We start from the raw sequence: 17,126 nt of genomic DNA on the forward strand, positions 1-17,126 counted from the left end.
GAAATCCCGCCCTGTGCAGCGTCTCACCACTGGGCACCACTTGGCGGTGCGCACCCTGATTCTTCCTGGCTCGGGGCCCGGTTGCGAACCCGGGGGCGGAACGGAGTGTTGTGTGGCACTCCATCCCTTTCAGGACACCTCCCGAAAGGGCTACGGCAACAGCTCGGTCGGCTGGAGCACGGCGAAAGCCGCACCCTGATCGTCCTGGAGGACCGCCATGCGCCCGTACGGGATGTCCAGGGGAGGGGCCGTGATCCGGCCACCGAGTCGCACGGCGGCATCGGCGGTGCCGTCGCAGTCGACGACGGCGAAGTAGCTGAGGAAGTAGCTGGGCAGCATCGCGGGGAACGCGTCCGTGAGGACCGCGCGTCCGCCGACGGCGGTGTCCTCGCCGGGCTCGGTCCCGGCCGGGGACCAGACGCGGAACGGCTCGGCCGCCCCCGTCTCACCCGGCAGTTCGATGTCCGTCCCCCGGAAGCCGAAGACCTCTTCGTAGAAGGCGTCCACGCGCTCCGGCTGCCGGGTGTAGACCTCGGTCCAGCAGAAGGCCGCCGGCCTGTTCTGCTTCTCGAAACCCGCGCGCTCCCCCGCCTGCCAGAGGCCGAAGACCGCGCCGCCCGGGTCGGCCGCCTGGGCGAGGACCCCGGCCCCACCGGCCCGCACCGGATCGGTGATCACCTGGCCGCCCGCCTTCCTGACCAGGGCCACGGTGGCGCGGATGTCGTCGGTCGAGAAGTAGACGCCCCAGGTCGTGGGCAGGCGGCCGTCCCGCTTGGCCGCGAGCGCGGCGACGAGCTCGCCTTCGCTGTACGCATCCGCGAAGGGCATGCCGTCACCCGCCCGGAAGGTCCAGCCGAAGAGCCCTCCGTAGAAGCGCTTGCCGGCCTCCAGGTCGGAGAGCTGCACGTCCACCCAGCACGGCGCGGAGTGCGCGAATACGGCCATGGCCCGGGTCCTTCCTTCACATGGATCGCCGTGACGCCCGTCACACTCAACGTAGCGTCGAGGGCCTTCCAGCGCGCCCCGAGGGGGTGAATAGAACCTTTGCCCGGATCGTGAAGGTTCTGCGACCCGCGTGGACAGGGTTGTCCACCGAAGTTATCCACAGGCTGTTGATAACAACATCGCACCGGACCCCCGCCGCGCGGGATCGAGGAGCAATTCCATAAACAGGTGAGACCGCACGGAAAATGGATCACGCCGCTCCCGGAATTGCTCTGTTCACCCCGCCCGCACTGGGTCGTTCCCCATTTGCAGTCGGTCAGATCGCGCCCGGATCACCCCTCGGTAAGCTGACGGCATGACAGGACAAGTACGCACCGTCGACGGCCGCGTGGCTGGTCGGCGAGGTCAGGCGACGCGGCAGAAGCTGCTCGACTGCCTCAGCGAGATGCTCAGCTCCTCGCCGTACCGGGACGTCAAAGTCATCGACGTCGCACGGAAGGCGGGGACTTCACCCGCGACTTTCTACCAGTATTTCCCCGACGTCGAGGGCGCCGTTCTCGAACTCGCCGAGGAAATGGCCAAGGAAGGTGCCGGACTGACCGAACTGGTCGGTGACCGCTCCTGGGTCGGCAAGGCCGGCTGGCAGGCCTCCGAGGAACTCGTCGAGGGATTCCTCGACTTCTGGCGGCGCCATGACGCGATCCTCCGCGTCGTCGAGCTCGGCGCGGCCGAGGGCGACAAGCGGTTCTACAAGATCCGCATGAAGGTCCTGAGCTCCGTCACCAACTCCCTGACGGACTCGGTCAAGGAGCTCCAGTCCAAGGGCAAGGTGGACAAGGACGTCAGCCCCGGCGCGGTGGCGGGCTCCCTGGTCGTCATGATGGCGGGGGTCGCCTCGCACCAGAAGAGCTTCTCCACCTGGGGCGTCAAGCAGGCCGAAGTCCGGCCCACCCTCGCCCTGTTGGTACACCTGGGCATCACCGGCAAGAAGCCGGTCAGGTAGGCCCGGGCAGCTCCGCCTCCCCCGCACACGCCGGGCGCCGCGCCCTTCGCGGCTCCCCACGTCCTGTCTCACCGACGGCGGACCACCCCCTGTGGTCCGCCGTCGGCGTTTCCGCACCGGCGCGGGACGCTGTGGAATGGGCCCATGAGCGATGCACAGAAGGACTTCCGCGACCTGCTCCACGCGCAGCGCGTCTGGGACGTGCCCCTGCCCGGCTTCGACCCGTCCGCCGCGCCCGCCGCACCCCTCCCCCTCTTCCGCACCTGGTTCGCCGAAGCGGTGGCCGCCGGGCAGAGCGAGCCGCACACCATGACCCTGGCGACGGCGGACGCGGAGGGCCTGCCCGACGTACGCACGCTGATGCTGCACGACGCGGACGAGCGCGGCTGGCACTTCGCGACGCACGCCACCAGCGCCAAGGGCCGGCAGCTCGCCGCCCGGCCGTACGCGGCGCTCGGCTTCTACTGGCCCGCGCAGGGCCGCCAGGTGCGCGTCCGCGGCGCGGCCGCCCCCGCGAGCCGGGAGGAGAGCCGGGCCGACCTGCACGCACGGTCCACCGGCGCGCTGGCCGCCGCGCTGACCGGCTCGCAGAGCGAGGTGCTGCCCGCCCACGAGGACCTCGTACGGGCCTCCGAGGCGGCCTGGGAGCGGGCGCGGGCGGAACCGGAGGCCGAGGCGGAGACCTGGACGAGGTATGTCGTCGAGCCCCGGGAGGTGGAGTTCTTCCAGGGCGACGGCCGCCGCCGGCACGTGCGGCTGCGCTACCGCCGGGACGGGGCGGGCTGGACCCGCGAGCTCCTCTGGCCCTGAGCACTCTTCATACGGTTCCTGCCGGAAAGGGGCACTATGGGAGGCAGGTGAGCTGCTGGAGGCACCCATGGCGCACACGCGTTCCCGTTACGCCCCGGACCGGGGTCTGACCACCCGCATGGTGGGCACGATGTTCTTCATCGGCCTGCTGTACGTGGTCCTCGTGGGCATACTGCTCGCGGCCCTGCGCGGCTCCTGGCCGGTCGTCCTGGTCATCACGGGCGGAATGTTCGTCGCCCAGTTCTGGTTCAGCGACCGCATCGCGGCGTACGGCATGGGCGCCAGGGAGGTCGCCCCGCAGGAGGCGCCGGCGCTGCACGGCGCGATCGACCGGATCTGCGCCCTCGCCGACATGCCGAAGCCCCGGGTGGCCATTGCGCCGAGCGACGTCCCGAACGCCTTCGCGACCGGCCGCAGCGAGAGGACCGCCCTGGTCTGCGCCACGACCGGCCTGCTGCGCAGACTGGAGCCCGAGGAACTCGAAGGCGTCCTGGCCCACGAGATGTCGCACGTGGCGCACCGCGACGTGGCCGTGATGACCATCGCGTCGTTCCTCGGGGTCCTCGCCGGCATCGTCACCCGGGTCGCCCTGTGGGGCGGCTTCGCCCGCAACAGCCGGGGCAACGACCCCGCGGGCGTCATCCTCATGCTCATCCCGCTGATCAGCGCGGTGGTGTACGCCCTGAGCTTCCTGCTGACCCGGCTGCTCTCCCGCTACCGCGAGCTCTCCGCCGACCGTACGGCCGCCCTGCTCACCGGGCGGCCCTCGGCGCTGGCCTCCGCCCTCACCAAGGTGAGCGGACAGATGGCCAGGATCCCGACGGAGGACCTGCGGAAGGCGGAGCCGTACAACGCCTTCTACTTCGTGCCCGCGTTCGCCGCCGAGGAGAGCCTGGGCCGGCTGCTCTCCTCCCACCCGACCCTCGAACAGCGTCTGGACCAGCTGGCCCGCATCTCCGCGGGCCTGTCCCACCCCTGAGGAGCTTCCGTGGGCCTGCTCGACAGCATCCTGGGCCGCAGCAAACCGGTCCGCCCCGACCTCGACCAGCTCTTCGCCGTGCCGTCGGCCGCGCTCACCCTCCAGGCCGGCACCGGTTTCACGCCGACCGGGCTCGGGTCCGTGTGCTTCGCCGGGGTGGAGGGCGGCACGTTCGCCCGTATCCAGCAGGACGTCCGGGAGCTGCTCGACGCGGACACCGGGCGGGGCGGGGTCCCGGTCGAGTTCAGCCGGGACCCCTACGGCTACACCTGGCTGCTCGCCCGCCGGGAGCCCGGTGCCGACGGCATGGCCGCCCTGGTCAACGACCTGCACGCGGTCAACACCCTGCTCCAGGACGGCGGCTTCGGCCCCCATCTGCTCTGCTCGATGATCGGGTTCCGGAACGCGGAGGGGCGTGCGCTGGCGCTGGTCTACCTCTACAAGCGGGGGACGTTCTACCCCTTCGCCCCGGCACCCGGCGGCGGCGAGAAGCGCGACAACCAGCTGGAACTCCAGGTGCGTGCCACGCTCGGCGACGACCTCCGGGTCGAGGGGGACCTCTCACGCTGGTTCCCGGTGTGGGGCGCTCCGGGGCTGTGAGGGCCGCCGCCACGGCTCGTGATCATTTCGCAACCGATTCCCGTCCGGACCGGGACCCATCATGTCCATGTCCTATTACGCTCCGGACCATGCCCGAATCGACCCCCGCCCCCGGTGAAGCCCCGCCCGCCCCCGTCGACCGCACCGACGGCCGGCCGGTCTATGTGATCGGCGGCGGCCCGGGCGGCCTCGCCGCCGCGGCGGCCCTGCGGGAGCAGGGCGTACGAGCGGTGGTGCTGGAGAGGTCCGGCGGCGTCGGGACGTCCTGGCGCAACCACTACGACCGGCTGCACCTCCACACGACCCGGCGCTGGTCGGCGCTCCCGGGGCTGGCGATGCCCCGCCGGTTCGGGCGCTGGGTGTCGCGCGACGACATGGTGCGCTACCTGGAGAAGTACGCCGAGCACCACGAGCTGGAGGTGGTGACGGGCGTCGAGGTCTCCCGGATCGAGCGGACCGCCGACGGCACGGGCTGGCAGCTGAGCGCGACCGGCGGCCGGGTGCTCACCGGACGGGCGGTGGTGGTGGCCACCGGCTTCAACCACACCCCGCGGATCCCGCCGTGGCCGGGGCGCGAGGACTTCACCGGCGAACTGGCGCACGCCGCACGCTACCGCGGCCCGGCCCCGTACGCCGGCAAGGACGTCCTCGTCGTCGGCATCGGCAACACGGGCGCGGAGATCGCCGTCGACCTGGTCGAGGGCGGTGCGTCCCGGGTGCGGATCGCGGTCCGCACGGCCCCGCACATCGTGCGCCGCTCCACGGCGGGCTGGCCCGCCCAGGCCACCGCCGTCCTCGTCCGCAGGCTGCCGGTCGGACTCGTCGACCGGGCGGGGAGCGTGCTGTGCCGCGTCTCCGTCCCCGATCTGGCGGCCCAGGGCCTCCCCCGCCCGGACACCGGCCTGTACTCCCGGGTCAAGGAGGGTGCGATCCCCGTCCAGGACGTCGGGCTGATCGACGCGGTGAGGCGCGGCCGGGTGGTGCCGGTGGCAGCGGTCGAGTCGTTCGAAGGGGACGCCGTGGCACTGTCCGACGGCACCCGCATCACCCCGGACGCCGTGATCGCGGCCACCGGATACGAGCGCGCCCTGGAGGACCTGGTCGGCCACCTCGGCGTACTGGACGCGCGGGGCCGGCCTGTGGCGCACGGTGCCCGCACCCCGGCCGGAGCACCGGGCCTCTACTTCACGGGCTTCACCAACCCGATCAGCGGGATGCTCCGGGAGATGGCGCTGGACGCGCGGAAGATCGCCGCCCGCGTGGCGAGGACCGGCTGACCGCCGCCCCTCAGCGGACGGCCGCCGGCACCGGGTCCGTCCGCTTGCGCCGGATCACCAGGGCCATCAGGGCCGCCGACGCGCAGAGGGCCCCCGCGGCGTACCAGACCAGATCGTATGAGCCGGTCACGTCCCGGGCCACGCCGCCGAGGAACGCCACCAGGGCCGCCCCGACCTGGTGCGAGGCCAGGACCCATCCGAAGACGATCGCACTGTCATCGCCGTACTGCTCCCGGCACAGGGCCAGCGTCGGCGGGACCGTCGCGACCCAGTCCAGTCCGTAGAAGACGATGAAGAAGACCATCGACGGCCGCACCGTCGGCGCCATCAGCATCGGCAGGAACAGCAGCGAGATCCCGCGCAGGGCGTAGTAGACGGCCAGCAGCCTGCGGGCGTCGAAGCGGTCCGTGAGCCAGCCGCTGAAGATCGTGCCGATGATGTCGAAGACACCGATGGCGGCCAGCAGCGAGGCCGCCGCGGTGATCTCCATGCCGTGGTCGTGGGCCGAGGGCACGAAGTGGGTGCGGATCAGGCCGTTCGTGGAGGCGCCGCAGATCGCGAACGAGCCGGCCAGCAGCCAGAACGGGCCCGTGCGGGCCGCCTCGAACAGGACGCGTACGGTGCGGGCCGCGGCGCCCGTGGCGGGTGCCGGCTTCTCCACATACGTGCCGCCGTACGGGGCGAGGCCCACGTCGGCCGGGTGGTCGCGCATCAGGAGCCAGACGAACGGGACGACGACGAGCGCCGCGAGCGCCACCGTCACCGAGGCCGGCTGCCAGCCGTGCCTGTCGACGATCCAGGCGCACAGCGGCAGGAAGACCAGCTGGCCGGAGGCGCCGGCCGCGGTCAGGATTCCGGTCACCAGACCACGCCTGGCCACGAACCAGCGGTTGGTGACGGTCGCCGAGAACGCCATCGCCATCGAACCGGTGCCCAGCCCGACGAGCAGGCCCCAGTAGAGCATCAGCTGCCAGGACGCCGTCATCCAGACGCTCGCCAGCGCCCCGGTCGCGACCGTGCTGAGCGCGACCACCACGACCCGGCGGATACCGAACCGGTCCATCAGCGCCGCCGCGAACGGCGCGGACAGGCCGTACAGCGCCATGTCGAGGGAGACCGCGAAACCGATCTCGCCGTACGTCCAGCCGAAGTCCTCGTTGAGGGGCCCGATGAGGAGGCCGGGCAGGGAGTTGAAGGCCGCGCCGCCGATGATCGTCACGAAGGTGACGGCGGCGACGATCCAGGCGCGGTGGATCCGCGGGCGGGAGCGTCGGCGAGGGGCGTGCTCGAACGTCACGCTGTCGGTTGTCGGGGTCACGCCGCCCAGCATCCGGCCGGCGGCCACCCCCGGACGAGTGGCCGGGAGGCCACTCATCGCAGGAATCGGGCCACCGGGTCAGGAGCGGGCCCGCAAACCGCTCTGGACGGCCCAGGCCAGGGCCGCGCCCACCCCGTACCACAGGAGATCCGGGGCGTTGAACGTCGAGCCGAGCACCAGCCGTGCAGCGGCGCTCCGCCGGCCCAACTCGGCCGGTACGCCGGTGAGCTGGGCCAGTTCCACCGCCCAGCTGAAGGCCAGCGCGGCGCCCGCGGCCACCGGCGGCCGCACGCGGGGCACGAGGAGGACCACCAGGGCGTGGATCAGTACGGTGTAGAGCGCGTCGCCCGCGTACTTCGCCACGTCCCCGCTCGCAGCCGAGCGCACGCCGAGCCCCGCCGCCACGGTCACGAGCGCGGCAGCGGCGGCCCCCGCGCGGACGGCGGCGGCCCGGGGAATGGACGCGCGGACGGCCGGCTTCTCCTTCATGGCCGTTACGTTTATCAGGCCGGAGACGGCCGCACCCAATCCGCGGGAGACTCTCCGCGGGAGAGCAGGAGTCCGCATGTCCCATCGCGTCGTCGTGCTCGCCCTGGACGGGGTGATCCCCTTCGAACTGGGCATCCCGCAGCGCATCTTCGGCCGCACACGCGGCGCGGAGACGCCCGGCGCCGAGGAAAGGCTGTACGACGTCGTGACCTGCTCCGTGCGCCCGCCGGGCCCGGTCCGCACCGACGCCGACTTCAGCATCCTGGCCGAGCACGGCCCCGAGGCGCTCGCCACCGCCGACACCGTCGTCGTCCCGGCCTCGTACGAACTCGGTCCCGTCCACGAGGAGGGCCGGCTCACCGACGAACTGGCCGCGGCCTTCGCGTACATCAGGCCCGGGGCCCGGATGGTCTCCATCTGCACGGGCGGATACGTCCTCGCCGCCGCCGGGTATCTCGACGGGCGGCCCGCCACGACCCACTGGTCGTCGGCCGACCACTTCCAGCGGCTCTTCCCGAAGGTCCGCGTCGACCCGGACGTCCTCTTCATCGACGACGGGGACGTCCTGACCTCGGCCGGTGTGGCCGCCGGGATCGATCTCTGCCTGCACATCGTGCGCCGCGACCACGGCACCGCCGTCGCCAACGACATCGCCCGCCGCACGGTCGTGCCCCCGCACCGCGACGGCGGCCAGGCGCAGTTCGTCCTGCGTCCGCTGCCCGAGGCGGGGCTCGCCACGACGACCGCCGCACGGACCTGGGCGCTCGGCCGGCTGGACCAGCCGATCCTGCTGCGCGACATGGCGCGGCAGGAGTCGATGAGCGTGCGCACCTTCACCCGCCGCTTCCGCGAGGAGGTCGGCGTGAGCCCCGGGCAGTGGCTCGCGCAGCAGCGGGTCGAGCGGGCGCGGCACCTGCTGGAGTCCACGGGTCTGTCGGTCGACCAGGTGGCACGGGACGCGGGCTTCGGTACGGCCACCTCCCTGCGGCAGCATGTGCAGGCCGCGCTGGGGGTGTCGCCCACGGTCTACCGGCGGACGTTCCGCTCGGCGGTCCCGGGACGCTGAGCGGCGCCCCGGCCGGGTGTCCTCAGGCGCTGGCCCGGTCGCCGGGCTGTTCCTGGATCACCGGGACCATCACCGGGCCGCTCCGGTCGACCTCGCACCAGATCCGCTTGCCCGCGCCCTCCGGCTGCCAGCCCCAGCGGTCCGCCAGACCGTCCACCAGCTCCAGGCCGCGGCCGTTGGTGTCCTCGCCTTCCGCGTGGCGCGGCTGCGGCGGACGGCAGCTTGTGTCGGCCACCTCGACCCGCACCGTCCCCGCCGAACCGGCCGGGTTCGCCGGGCCGAAGAGCATCCGCAGCACGGCCGGACAGCCCGTGTGGACCACCGCGTTGGTGACGAGCTCCGAGATCAGCAGGATCAGAGTCTCCGCGAGCGGCTCGTCGTCCTCCATCCCGGACCCGATCAGCCGCGACCGCGCCCATCTACGGGCCCGTCCCACCTCCGCGGGATCCGGCCCGACCTCCAGCTGAACCTGAAGCACCTGCACCGCTCACACCATCCGAACCGGCGGACACATCGCCTAGCGCCTCCTCGGGGTCACGGAACGTGACTCCACTGCGAGACAGCATGGTTGACGTACAGTCACCGCAACAAGCGCTTCGGGCATATTCCAGCGCGAAGGAGTACGCGTGGTCCATACTGTGCGACGCGTGCTGCGGAGAGTCGAACAGAAGCGCAGCGGCACCCCGGGGACCGAGTCCCCGCCAGGCCCGTCGCAGCTCCGTGGGTCACGAGCAGGGCACCGCGCACCGCCCGGGGCGGCCACAGGGGCCGTACCCGGATCCTCCGGTTCCAGTACCACTCGCATCCAACGGAGCGTACCCGAGCGCGGGCCCGCGACTCCGCCCGGTGACAGCCCGCCTCTGCGGCGCACCCCCGATCCGGATGCGGTGCGTCACCCGCCCCGCGCGTCCCGTACGCCTCCGGTCAGCCACGACCACCCCTGACGGTGCACAGCGGCCCGGCCGGGGCGCTCCCCGAGCCGGGCCGCGGAAGGGCACGAACTGCTCATGTCGTTGGGCGTGTTGACGCACGGTCGCGCGCGATCACGGTGACCGCGCACCGGTTGTGCCCGCGCTGCTACGCGTCGGGCTCGATCACCGTGAAGTACGCGGAGAAGGCGGCGACCGCCTCCGTCTCGGCGATCCGGCCGTCCTGGTCGGTGTCCAGGCTCCGGGCCGCGACGCTCGCGATGTCGTCCGCGGCGCCCAGCACCCGCAGGGCGCGCTCCACCGCGGCGACCGGCGCCGAGGCGGGTCCGGCGCCCTCGGGGTCCCTGCCGGCGGCGACGGTGAGCGCCGCGCGCAAGAAGGGGCGCGCGATCTCCGCGAAGCGTTCGGGGTTGTCCCGCAGCCGCTTCACGGCCCCGCCGACGAATTCCTCCCGGGTGACGCGCTGGTCCCCGTCCACGTCGGCGATGCCCGCCATGCCCTGCCAGAAGGCCTCGGCGCCCGTGTAGAGGGACTGGCCGCGGTCGCAGCGGGCCGTCGTACCGAACTCGGCGAGCAGACGGGCCGCGGCGGCGTTGAAATCGGCGCGATCGATGTAGCCGTTGCCGTCCTGGTCGAAGGCGGCGAAGCGGTGCGCGATCTTGCGCTCGTACTCTGCGCTGTCCATGCGGGGAGCGTACGACGCCGGGCGGCGTCACGTGTCACCGATGGTCGGCAGGGGTGTGACGATTTCGCCCCGGCCCGGCGTGTCAGGCGGTGAGCGGCTGGGACTCGTCGTCGGTGGCGGCGTTTGAGTCGGGGTAGACCTCGAAGAGCCGGCGTACTCCCAGGGCGCCGAGCACCTTGTTGACGTGCGAGCCGTCGACCGCGCCGCGGGCCGGAAGGACGATCCGCAGCCGGCCGCCGCAGGACTTCATGAGGCGGCGGGAGGCGATCAGGACGCCGACTCCGCTGGAGTCGCAGAAGAGGACTCCGGAGAGGTCGAGGACCACGTCGTGCCGGCCCTCGGCCACCGCCCCGTGGACGGACTGACGCACGACGGGTGAGCTCACGAGGTCGAGTTCACCGTGGATCCGCAGCACCGTCCACGCGTCCTGCTCGGTCTCGTACACCTTCAGCGTCACGCGACTCGGCCTCTCGTTCCGGGGGCTCCGGAGGATCCGGAAGTTTCCGTTCCTCCTCGCGGCTGCCCGCGTACCCGCCTCGTGAAACGCCTTTCCGCCCACCGGCCTGGCACAGGATTCATCCAGAAATGATCACTTCAGGATCGTTTACGCGGTCAGGAAAAGGCAAGGGGCGAAGCATTCCTTATCATTCGGTGGCACTTGAGGGACGTACTTGCCCCAAAGGTACGTGCCCGGACCAGGCCGCCGACTACATTCGACATGACGAGAGGCACAGGGCTGGGGGCTGGATGGCGAAGGACGCACCACCGCGCTGGGACCGCCGGATGCAGCAGCGGCTGGCGCGTGGCGAGGCGGCCGCCCTCGGTGAGCTCTACGACCGGTTCGCCGCCCTCGTGCACAGCCAGGCCCACCGCATGCTGGACGACGAGGACGCCGCGGACCAGGTGACGCGCGAGGTCTTCGGCTACGTCTGGGAGAACCCCGACGCGTACGACCCCAGGCACGGCTCCATGCGCTCCTGGGTGGCGCGGCTCACGCACCGCCGGTCCGTGCAGCGCATCCGCGGCGCCCACGGCGAGGCCGGGGGTCACGACGCGGACGCGCGGGCGGACGAGCTGGAGCACCGGGTGCTCAAGGCCACAGCGGCGGCCCGGGCCGACTACATCGTCGCCTCCATGCCCGCGCCGCTGCGCGCCGCCCTGGAGCTCGCGTACGTCCAGCGCCGGGACTACCGGCAGGCCGCCGCGGACCTCGGCGTCACCGGGGACGAGGCCAGGCGCCGGCTGCGGCTCGGCCTCCAGCTCCTCGCCACCGCGAACACCCCGCCCCCGCCCGGCTCGGCGCCGCCCGGATACGGGCCGACGCCATGAGCGTCGGTCACGGCGGCGACGGCCGCGACGGGGAGCAGCCGGTCGAGCGGCGCATACCGGGGCCGAGGGCTGCCGCGGACGACCGGGAGAGGCTGCCGCCGGTCCGGCCCGGCGGCTCGGCGCCGCAGGAGCCACCGGAACCTCCAAAGCCGCCCGGTCCCCCGGAACCACCCGTTCCGCAGCTGCCCCACAAGGTCCTCACGTCCCTCCTCGGCGCCTGGGCCCTGGCTGCCTGCTCCGCCGAGGAGACGGCAGCCGTCGAGGAGCACCTCACCTCGTGCGCGCCCTGTGCCGACGAGGCGCTGCGGCTGCGCGACGCGGTGGGTCTGCTGCACAGCGACGGCACCCTGGACCTGAACCCGATGCTCCGGTCCCGGGTCCTGGAGGGCTGCCTGGGCCGCCGCCCCGCGCGCATCCCCGTGCCGGCGTGGGCCGCGCCGTACGACGCGGAGACCGCACGGCTCGACGCGCTGCTGCGGGACATCGGTGACTCGGAGTGGCACGCGCCGGTCCGGCTGAAGTGGTTCGAGGACGACCGGCAGGTGAACCGCAAGACCACGGTCGCCGGGGTGATCGGCCATCTCATGGCGGTCGACGGCCTGGTCTCGAAGGCACTCGGTCTGGACGACCCGCTCGGGAAGGGCGACCAGCCCCTGCCGCCGACCACGCGCACCGAGGCGTACTGGTCGGCGGCCCGCAGGCCGCCCACCCGGACCGTGCGGGAGCCCTGGCGTGACCAGAGCCACTCCCTCGTCCGTACGGTGTCGTTCGCCGGCCGCGGCGTCTCGGAGCTCTCCGTCCCGTACGGCGGCTTCGCCCTCCCGCTGCAGGACTCCCTCCTGGAGCGGGCCTTCGAGTGCTGGGTGCACGGCGGTGACATCGCGCACGCGGTGGACTACCCCTACGAGCCGCCCGCCGCCGCCCATCTCCACCGGATGATCGACCTCGCCGCCCGGCTGCTGCCCGCCACCCTGGCCGCGCGCCGCCGCGCCGGGCTGGCCGCTCCGGCCCGCCACCTGGTCACCGCCGGCTCACCGGGCCGCTCCCTCCACCTGGAGGTCGAGGGCCGCGGTGGCGGCGACTGGTACATCGCGCTGGACTCTCCGGCGGCCCTCGGCTCCCCCGACCTCACGGTCGCGCAGGTCGCGCTCGACGGGGTTGAGTTCTGCCGGCTGGTCGCCGGTCATGTGCTGCCGGTGGAAGCCGCGGCGGGCCAGGAGGGCGACCGCGAGGCGATCCGGGACGTGCTGGGCGCCGCGGCGTCCCTCAGCCGGCTCTGATTCCTTACGGGAAGACGACCGTACGGCGGCCGTTGAGCAGGATGCGCCGCTCCGCGTGCCACTGGACGGCGCGGGCCAGCGCCTGGCACTCCACGTCGCGCCCGACGGCGACGAGCTGGTCCGGCGTGACGCCGTGCCCGACGCGCTCGACCTCCTGCTCGATGATCGGCCCCTCGTCGAGGTCGGCGGTCACGTAGTGCGCCGTCGCGCCGATCAGCTTCACCCCGCGCGCATGGGCCTGGTGGTACGGCTTGGCGCCCTTGAAGCTCGGCAGGAAGGAGTGGTGGATGTTGATGATCCGGCCGCTGAGCTGCTTGCAGAGATCGTCCGAGAGCACCTGCATGTAACGCGCCAAGACGACGAGTTCGACGTTCTCCCCACGGACCAGCTCCAGCAGCTGGGCCTCGGCCTCCGGCTTGTTCTCCCTGTTCACGGGGATGTGCCGGAAGGGGACGCCGTACGAGGCGACGAGCTCGGCGAAGTCCGTGTGGTTGGAGACGACCGCCACGATCTCGACCGGCAGCGCGCCGGTGCGGGAGCGGAACAGCAGGTCGTTGAGGCAGTGGCCGAACTTGCTGACCATGAGCACGATCCGCATCCGGTCGCTCGCCCGGTGGATCTGCCACTCCATCCGGAAGGAGTCCCCGATCGCGGCGAAGCTGGCGCGCAGCTTGTCCACGGTGACCGTGGCGTCCGCCGAGAAGTGGACGCGCATGAAGAAGAGACCGGTGTCGTGGTCGCCGAACTGCTGGCTGTCCTCGATGTTGCAGCCGGTCATGAAGAGGTAACTCGACACGGCGTGCACGATGCCCTGCCTGTCGGGGCAGGAGAGCGTGAGGACGTACTGCTCGGCGGCGGTGTCCGAGGCAGCGGGTACGGATTCGGCGGGCTGCGGCGCGGTCATTCCCGTAGGGTGCCACACCCTTCGCAGGTCACGCCGATCTGGTCATGATGCGGAGCACGTCCAGGGAGCGCGGCGGGGTGTCGGGGTCCTCGCCGTCGTTGGTGGCGAGCATCACATGGGCCTCGCGGGCGGCCACCACGGCCTCCTGCCAGCCCGGGTGCTCCAGATAGGCGGAGACGGGGGCGTCGGCGCCTATCTGGTGCATGATGCGCAGCACCCGCAGGGCGGCGACGTCGACGAGGGCGGCCTCGGCGGAGTCGCGGAAGATCGTTCCCACGTACTTCTCGGCGGACCAGTTGTCCAGCCAGGTGTCCTCGACCAGGCGGTACACGGCGTCGGTGACGTCGCCGTACCCTTCCCGGCCGGCGAGCCAGCACTCGTGGTGGAAGACGGGGTCGGAGAGCATGTGCAGCGCCGAGCGCACGTTGCTGCGCCAGCGCCACCACGGCATGTCGTTGAGCGGCATGCCGCCCATGGTGGAGGAGCGACGGCCGCGACGGGAAGTGTTCTCCGAACCTTGCTGCACGGTTGCCGATCGTACGTTCCCTCGCCGGGGCCGTGTGCGGCCCCCCGTAATTCACCTCCACGTCACCCTGTGTTGACCGGAGCACGCTGTGGCGTTACCCGCGAACCGCAAAAGTTCATGCCCATGACCGGATGGCGACGCCTCACCTCCCCCCGCCCCTACAGGCTCCTCACATCGGTGGCGGCCGGGGCACTGCTGATATCCGGCTGCGGTGTGCTCCCTGGGGGCCCGGGGGACTCCAGGGAGCCCGTCACCGTGATGACGTGGGCACCCGACACCACCGGAGCCGACACCGTGAACATGGCGGGCATGCCGGCCATGGCCAGGACCTACGCCCGCTGGATCAACGAGAAGGGCGGGATCGACGGCCACGAGCTGCGGGTCCTCACCTGCAACGAGCAGGACACCGCGGCCGGCGCGTCGAAGTGCGCCCGGCGGGCGGCCGACGAGGACGTGGCGGCGGTCGTCGGCTCGTACAGCAGGTACGGGCGGGCGTTCCTGGCGCCGCTGGAGGCCGCCGGTATCCCGTACATCGGCGGATACGGCGCCTCCGCGGACGAGTTCACCAGCTATCTCTCCTACCCGGTCAACGGCGGCCAGCCGGCCCTCGTCGCGGGCAACGGGGAGCAGCTCGCGGCCAGTTGTGAGCGGGTGTCGCTCGTGCGGCCCGACACCCTGGTCGGTGACTCCATGCCCGGACTCCTCGACACGAGCCTCAGCCGGAGCCACCGCCCCGCCTCCTACGACATCAGCGCGGCCGAGGAGGCCACGTCGTACGAATCCGAGGCCTCCAAGGCCCTCGCCCAGGCCGGCGACGGCTGTGTGACCGCAGTGCTCGGCAAGGGCACCGGGACGTTCTTCGACTCCTTCCGCCGGCTCGAACCCGAAGGCAGCGAGGTGCGGATCTCGTCCGTGCTCGGCAGCGTCGGCCAGGGCCTCATCAACCGGTCGGGCGGCGCGGACAGCCCCTTCGAGGGGGCCCTCGTCACCGGCTGGTACCCGGCGTCCGGCGACGCCCGCTGGAAGGAGATGCGCGACGTGATCACGGAGTACGCCTTCGGGGACGACCGCATCGATCCCGAGGACACGGGCGTGCAGACGACCTGGATCGCGTACACCGCGCTCAAGGCGGTCGTCGAGGCGATGGACCGGTCCGACATCACGGCGGGCGGGATCTCCGTCAGCCTCAACCGCGGCACCGAGGTGGACACCGGGGGCCTCACCCCGGTCCTTCGCTGGCGCTTCCAGGACATGGTCGGCACGGCGGCCTACGGGCGCATCGTCAACGGACGGGTGACGTTCCAGGTGGTCCGCGACGGGCGTCTCACCGCCGCGAAGAAGGGCTTCGTGGATGTGACGGACACCCTCGTGAACGCCCGGTCCGGCGGCTGACGGCCGCCCACCGGCCTCGCTCCGGGGCCTGACGGCCTCTCCTCCGCCTCCAGGTGGGCGCCGGGGGCGGAGGAGGAGGCGTCAGAGTTGCGTGGGGGCGTGCTCGGTCAGCCCGTACTTCTGCGCGATCTTGTTCCACAGGCTCGATGCCGTGCGCTTCTGGACGGTGGCGTCGCTGCTCGACGCGGCGGCCTTGGCGGTCGCGTCGGTCGATCCGGCCCTGCCGCCCTTGCAGACCTTCTTCTTGTTGTTCTTGGCCTGGCTCGCCCACGTCGCGTAGTGGTCGTCGGCCTCCGCCGACGCCTGCCACGCCTTCGTCAGGGAGGTCTTCAGCTGTTCGTGGGAGGGGAGCTGGTCGACGCTCAGCGCCTCGAGCCGGGTCACGAGATCCCGGCGCTGCGCGGCGGCGCCCTTCAGGTCGGTGACCGCCTGGTCGAGGGCCTTGCACTCCTTGATCTTCTCCACCGCGCCGATCACCGCCGAGCGGCTGTTGTTGCTGTCCGCGAGCAGCTTGTCGAGCTCCACGGCCTGCGGCTGCGCGGGGTCGTCCGCCGCCTTTTCGGAGGGATCGGACGCGGGCGAACTCTGCGAGGCCACCGTCTGCTTGTCGTCCGAGGGACTCTCGTCGCCCCCGCTCATCAGCGCGCCCGCGCCGAGCCCGATGACGGCGCAGCCGACGACGACCGCGGCGATCAGCGGGATGTGCGCGGACCGTCTGCGCGGCGCCTGACCGCCCTGCGCCGGCTCCTCCGGGCCGTTCCCCCCGTGCCCGCCGTGGAAGCCCTGGGGACCCGGCTGGAGGGGCTGGGCGCCCTGCGGCGGCTGCCGGTCACCCGGGTGGGGCTGGTACGGCTGCTGGGGCGGCCCGTCGAAGCGGGGCATCTGCTGCGTGGCGCCCGCGGGCTCGTCGCTGCGGAAGAGGCTGTCGAACTCCGCGGGCGGCTGCCGGTCACCCGGGGTCCCCGGCCGGATCCCGTACGGGGCGCCGCCGGGAACCGGGGGTATGTACTGGGTCGCGTCGGCGTCGGACGGCTGAGCGGGGGCGGACGCCTGCCCCAGGTAACGGGTGGACTCCGCCGGGCGCTCGGGCGGCAGCCCCCCGGGGAGGGGGCCGCCGGGCACGGGTGCGATGTACTGCGTGGCGTCCGCGTCCCCGCCCTGCGCCGTGCCGTGCCCTGGGGCCTCGGGCGGCAGGGGCTGGGCGTACGGCTGCTGCTGGTGCTGCTGGTACCGGCCCTGCTGGGGCGCGTACTGCTGCGGCTGCTGGTACTGCCCGTGCTGCGGCTGCTGGTAACCGCCCTGCTGGTGCTGCTCCGGCGGCAGCTGCCCCGGTGGCGGGCCGTCCTGGTGCGCGGCCTGTGGCCCCCAGGGCCGGCCCCACGGCTGCCCGCCGGCGGGGACGGCCTGGTCCGGCTGTCCGCCCGCCGGGCCCCCCGCGTTCCAGGGGGCACCGCCCTCCGGGGGCAGCACGACACCTTCGTGGGCGTGCCGTACAGCGGGAAGCTGCGGCTCGTCACCCTGTCCGCTCTGCGTCACCGGGACTCCTACGTGTGAAACGTGTGAACCTATGGAACGTCGGCTCACGCTACCGGGT

18 protein-coding genes are annotated in these 17,126 nt (G+C 72.4%); 9 read left to right on the forward strand and 9 right to left on the reverse strand.

The features are described 5' to 3' along the window. Positions 1 to 150: 150 nt before the first annotated feature. Complete coding sequence (locus ACZ32T_RS09080) at positions 151 to 945, reverse strand: VOC family protein (protein WP_467270309.1); 795 nt, start codon at positions 943 to 945, stop codon at positions 151 to 153. Positions 946 to 1,300: 355 nt separating this feature from the next. On the opposite strand from ACZ32T_RS09080, the gene ACZ32T_RS09085 reads away from it, so the two are divergent. From ACZ32T_RS09085 to ACZ32T_RS09105, 5 genes are all read left to right on the forward strand, one after another. Beyond that, positions 1,301 to 1,948, forward strand: a complete 648-nt coding sequence (locus ACZ32T_RS09085) for a TetR family transcriptional regulator (protein WP_467270307.1) — start codon at positions 1,301 to 1,303, stop codon at positions 1,946 to 1,948. 144 nt (positions 1,949 to 2,092) lie between these two features. Beyond that, positions 2,093 to 2,758, forward strand: coding sequence for a pyridoxine/pyridoxamine 5'-phosphate oxidase (locus ACZ32T_RS09090; protein WP_467270305.1), 666 nt, complete (start codon positions 2,093 to 2,095; stop codon positions 2,756 to 2,758). 67 nt (positions 2,759 to 2,825) lie between these two features. Then, positions 2,826 to 3,737, forward strand: coding sequence for a zinc metalloprotease HtpX (gene htpX / locus ACZ32T_RS09095; protein WP_467366046.1), 912 nt, complete (start codon positions 2,826 to 2,828; stop codon positions 3,735 to 3,737). 9 nt (positions 3,738 to 3,746) lie between these two features. Continuing rightward, a complete protein-coding gene (gene pspAB / locus ACZ32T_RS09100) occupies positions 3,747 to 4,337 on the forward strand; it encodes a PspA-associated protein PspAB (RefSeq protein WP_467270302.1) in 591 nt (196 codons plus the stop codon). Between the two features lie 89 nt (positions 4,338 to 4,426). Continuing rightward, complete coding sequence (locus ACZ32T_RS09105; protein ID WP_467270300.1) at positions 4,427 to 5,614, forward strand: flavin-containing monooxygenase; 1,188 nt, start codon at positions 4,427 to 4,429, stop codon at positions 5,612 to 5,614. A gap of 10 nt (positions 5,615 to 5,624) precedes the next feature. On the opposite strand, the gene ACZ32T_RS09110 is transcribed toward ACZ32T_RS09105, so the two are convergent. Then, on the reverse strand, positions 5,625 to 6,944 hold the full coding sequence (locus ACZ32T_RS09110) for an MFS transporter (protein ID WP_467366296.1): 1,320 nt from the start codon (positions 6,942 to 6,944) through the stop codon (positions 5,625 to 5,627). 66 nt (positions 6,945 to 7,010) lie between these two features. Further along, positions 7,011 to 7,421 (reverse strand): ribosomal maturation YjgA family protein, encoded by a 411-nt coding sequence (locus ACZ32T_RS09115; protein ID WP_467270298.1) that lies wholly within the window; start codon positions 7,419 to 7,421, stop codon positions 7,011 to 7,013. Between the two features lie 76 nt (positions 7,422 to 7,497). On the opposite strand from ACZ32T_RS09115, the gene ACZ32T_RS09120 reads away from it, so the two are divergent. Next, entirely contained in the window at positions 7,498 to 8,487 is a 990-nt protein-coding gene (locus ACZ32T_RS09120) for a GlxA family transcriptional regulator (protein ID WP_467270296.1), read from the forward strand. A gap of 22 nt (positions 8,488 to 8,509) precedes the next feature. On the opposite strand, the gene ACZ32T_RS09125 is transcribed toward ACZ32T_RS09120, so the two are convergent. The 3 genes from ACZ32T_RS09125 to ACZ32T_RS09135 form a co-directional block, all read right to left on the reverse strand. Next, on the reverse strand, positions 8,510 to 8,971 hold the full coding sequence (locus ACZ32T_RS09125) for an ATP-binding protein (RefSeq protein WP_467270294.1): 462 nt from the start codon (positions 8,969 to 8,971) through the stop codon (positions 8,510 to 8,512). Positions 8,972 to 9,564: 593 nt separating this feature from the next. Continuing rightward, positions 9,565 to 10,101 (reverse strand): EF-hand domain-containing protein, encoded by a 537-nt coding sequence (locus ACZ32T_RS09130; protein WP_467366049.1) that lies wholly within the window; start codon positions 10,099 to 10,101, stop codon positions 9,565 to 9,567. Positions 10,102 to 10,183: 82 nt separating this feature from the next. Continuing rightward, positions 10,184 to 10,558: an STAS domain-containing protein gene (locus tag ACZ32T_RS09135; RefSeq protein ID WP_467270290.1), complete on the reverse strand. Its 375-nt coding sequence runs from the start codon at positions 10,556 to 10,558 to the stop codon at positions 10,184 to 10,186. Between the two features lie 290 nt (positions 10,559 to 10,848). On the opposite strand from ACZ32T_RS09135, the gene ACZ32T_RS09140 reads away from it, so the two are divergent. Further along, positions 10,849 to 11,430, forward strand: a complete 582-nt coding sequence (locus tag ACZ32T_RS09140; RefSeq protein ID WP_467366051.1) for a sigma factor — start codon at positions 10,849 to 10,851, stop codon at positions 11,428 to 11,430. Further along, positions 11,427 to 12,710: a maleylpyruvate isomerase N-terminal domain-containing protein gene (locus tag ACZ32T_RS09145; protein WP_467366054.1), complete on the forward strand. Its 1,284-nt coding sequence runs from the start codon at positions 11,427 to 11,429 to the stop codon at positions 12,708 to 12,710. The genes ACZ32T_RS09140 and ACZ32T_RS09145 overlap by 4 nt, the downstream gene beginning before the upstream one ends. A 4-nt stretch (positions 12,711 to 12,714) precedes the next feature. Here the strand turns inward: ACZ32T_RS09145 and purU are convergent, their stop codons facing one another. Both purU and ACZ32T_RS09155 read right to left on the reverse strand, forming a co-directional pair. Beyond that, positions 12,715 to 13,614, reverse strand: a complete 900-nt coding sequence (purU, locus tag ACZ32T_RS09150; RefSeq protein ID WP_467366056.1) for a formyltetrahydrofolate deformylase — start codon at positions 13,612 to 13,614, stop codon at positions 12,715 to 12,717. Between the two features lie 28 nt (positions 13,615 to 13,642). Next, positions 13,643 to 14,089 (reverse strand): SCO4402 family protein, encoded by a 447-nt coding sequence (locus ACZ32T_RS09155; protein ID WP_104788089.1) that lies wholly within the window; start codon positions 14,087 to 14,089, stop codon positions 13,643 to 13,645. 174 nt (positions 14,090 to 14,263) lie between these two features. Between ACZ32T_RS09155 and ACZ32T_RS09160 the strand changes: the two genes are divergently transcribed. Continuing rightward, on the forward strand, positions 14,264 to 15,532 hold the full coding sequence (locus ACZ32T_RS09160; protein WP_467366058.1) for an ABC transporter substrate-binding protein: 1,269 nt from the start codon (positions 14,264 to 14,266) through the stop codon (positions 15,530 to 15,532). A gap of 81 nt (positions 15,533 to 15,613) precedes the next feature. Here ACZ32T_RS09160 and ACZ32T_RS09165 read toward each other — a convergent pair whose 3' ends face one another. Continuing rightward, entirely contained in the window at positions 15,614 to 17,068 is a 1,455-nt protein-coding gene (locus tag ACZ32T_RS09165; RefSeq protein ID WP_467366060.1) for a hypothetical protein, read from the reverse strand. Between the last annotated feature and the right edge of the window lie 58 nt (positions 17,069 to 17,126).

The organism is Streptomyces sp. NPDC023573 (assembly GCF_055559735.1).

What these genes read in the sequence shown, in the direction of transcription:
- ACZ32T_RS09080 (WP_467270309.1), bottom strand. Translation starts at nt 945, where the DNA reads ATGGCCGTATTCGCGCACTCCGCGCCGTGCTGGGTGGACGTGCAGCTC.
- ACZ32T_RS09085 (WP_467270307.1), top strand. Translation starts at nt 1,301, where the DNA reads ATGACAGGACAAGTACGCACCGTCGACGGCCGCGTGGCTGGTCGGCGA.
- ACZ32T_RS09090 (WP_467270305.1), top strand. Translation starts at nt 2,093, where the DNA reads ATGAGCGATGCACAGAAGGACTTCCGCGACCTGCTCCACGCGCAGCGC.
- htpX (WP_467366046.1), top strand. Translation starts at nt 2,826, where the DNA reads ATGGCGCACACGCGTTCCCGTTACGCCCCGGACCGGGGTCTGACCACC.
- ACZ32T_RS09105 (WP_467270300.1), top strand. Translation starts at nt 4,427, where the DNA reads ATGCCCGAATCGACCCCCGCCCCCGGTGAAGCCCCGCCCGCCCCCGTC.
- ACZ32T_RS09110 (WP_467366296.1), bottom strand. Translation starts at nt 6,944, where the DNA reads ATGCTGGGCGGCGTGACCCCGACAACCGACAGCGTGACGTTCGAGCAC.
- ACZ32T_RS09115 (WP_467270298.1), bottom strand. Translation starts at nt 7,421, where the DNA reads ATGAAGGAGAAGCCGGCCGTCCGCGCGTCCATTCCCCGGGCCGCCGCC.
- ACZ32T_RS09120 (WP_467270296.1), top strand. Translation starts at nt 7,498, where the DNA reads ATGTCCCATCGCGTCGTCGTGCTCGCCCTGGACGGGGTGATCCCCTTC.
- ACZ32T_RS09130 (WP_467366049.1), bottom strand. Translation starts at nt 10,101, where the DNA reads ATGGACAGCGCAGAGTACGAGCGCAAGATCGCGCACCGCTTCGCCGCC.
- ACZ32T_RS09140 (WP_467366051.1), top strand. Translation starts at nt 10,849, where the DNA reads ATGGCGAAGGACGCACCACCGCGCTGGGACCGCCGGATGCAGCAGCGG.
- ACZ32T_RS09145 (WP_467366054.1), top strand. Translation starts at nt 11,427, where the DNA reads ATGAGCGTCGGTCACGGCGGCGACGGCCGCGACGGGGAGCAGCCGGTC.
- purU (WP_467366056.1), bottom strand. Translation starts at nt 13,614, where the DNA reads ATGACCGCGCCGCAGCCCGCCGAATCCGTACCCGCTGCCTCGGACACC.
- ACZ32T_RS09155 (WP_104788089.1), bottom strand. Translation starts at nt 14,089, where the DNA reads ATGGGCGGCATGCCGCTCAACGACATGCCGTGGTGGCGCTGGCGCAGC.
- ACZ32T_RS09160 (WP_467366058.1), top strand. Translation starts at nt 14,264, where the DNA reads ATGACCGGATGGCGACGCCTCACCTCCCCCCGCCCCTACAGGCTCCTC.